We start from the raw sequence: 1,013 nt of genomic DNA, 5'->3' as shown, positions 1-1,013 counted from the left end.
CTGAGCGCTTCCTGGACGATACGGAAAGCGGACAGATCCACCCCGGCCGCGACCGGACGGGGCAGGCCGACCACGGTCGGTTCGACCACGAGCCCGGACCGCCGGCCGGCCTCGACGAGTTCGTCGAGCCGAGCCAGACCGGGCTGCGGTACCCGCTCGGGAAGCTCGTCGCCGTTGCGCAGAAGCCCGACCACCCTCCGGGTCTCCGCGAGCGCCTCACGGGCGGCGCCCCGGATGGCGACGAGAGTGGCCTGTGCCGCGGGCGGCAGGTCGTGAATCTTCAGCGGAGCGGCCTCCGCCTGAATCGCGATCATCGACATGTGGTGCGCCACGACGTCGTGCAGTTCCCGGGCGATCCGGCTGCGTTCTTCGAGTACGGCCTGCCAGGCAAGATCCTGCCGGCGCAGTTCGGCCTGTTCCGCCAGCCGCGCCTCCGCGGTCCGGCGGCCGAGGATAGCGTCGCCGAGCACCAGGACGAGAGCCTCGACGCCGCACAGTATCAACACCAGCCACGGTGGCGTGTCGCCCAGCGGGACCGCCGGCAGCAGCATGAGCAGGGCCGTCAACAGGCCGACGCCCACCACGGCGCGCCTCGGGTAGGACGCAGCTACCTGGAACAACACCACGATCATCGCCAGGCACCCGCCGACCGGCCAGGGCCAGACCGGGTCCTGCGAATACGACACGACTACCCCGGCGAACTGTCCGAGCACCATGATCCGCCAGGCGACCAGCGGGTGCCGTACGGCCAGCAGCAACGGGAGACACTGCGCGACCCCGATCAGGGTGCCGAGGATGGACGAGACCATCCGGCCCGCGATCAGCTCGGCGATCGCGCTGGCCGTCAGGCCCGCGGCCAGTGCCGCCCAGATGATGCTGACGACGAGACGCAGCCGAGTCGGACGGGCCGGCCACGGCCAGCCGGACACCTGAGAGACCTGTGTGCGCGCCGCGGCGTCGAGCACCGCGTCGAACGCCTGGATCGCCAGGCGCCTGCCGGGGAACTCGACGCT

At 71.4% G+C, this 1,013-nt stretch carries 1 protein-coding gene; it reads right to left on the bottom strand.

The genetic code is table 11. The features are described from left to right. Nucleotides 1–1,013, bottom strand: a 1,013-nt coding sequence (locus Raf01_RS49100; RefSeq protein ID WP_203925072.1) for a sensor histidine kinase, incomplete at both ends; no start/stop codon positions are given.

Source organism: Rugosimonospora africana (assembly GCF_016862975.1).
Taxonomy (GTDB): domain Bacteria; phylum Actinomycetota; class Actinomycetes; order Mycobacteriales; family Micromonosporaceae; genus Rugosimonospora; species Rugosimonospora africana.
This window is presented reverse-complemented; position numbering and strand designations above follow the sequence as displayed.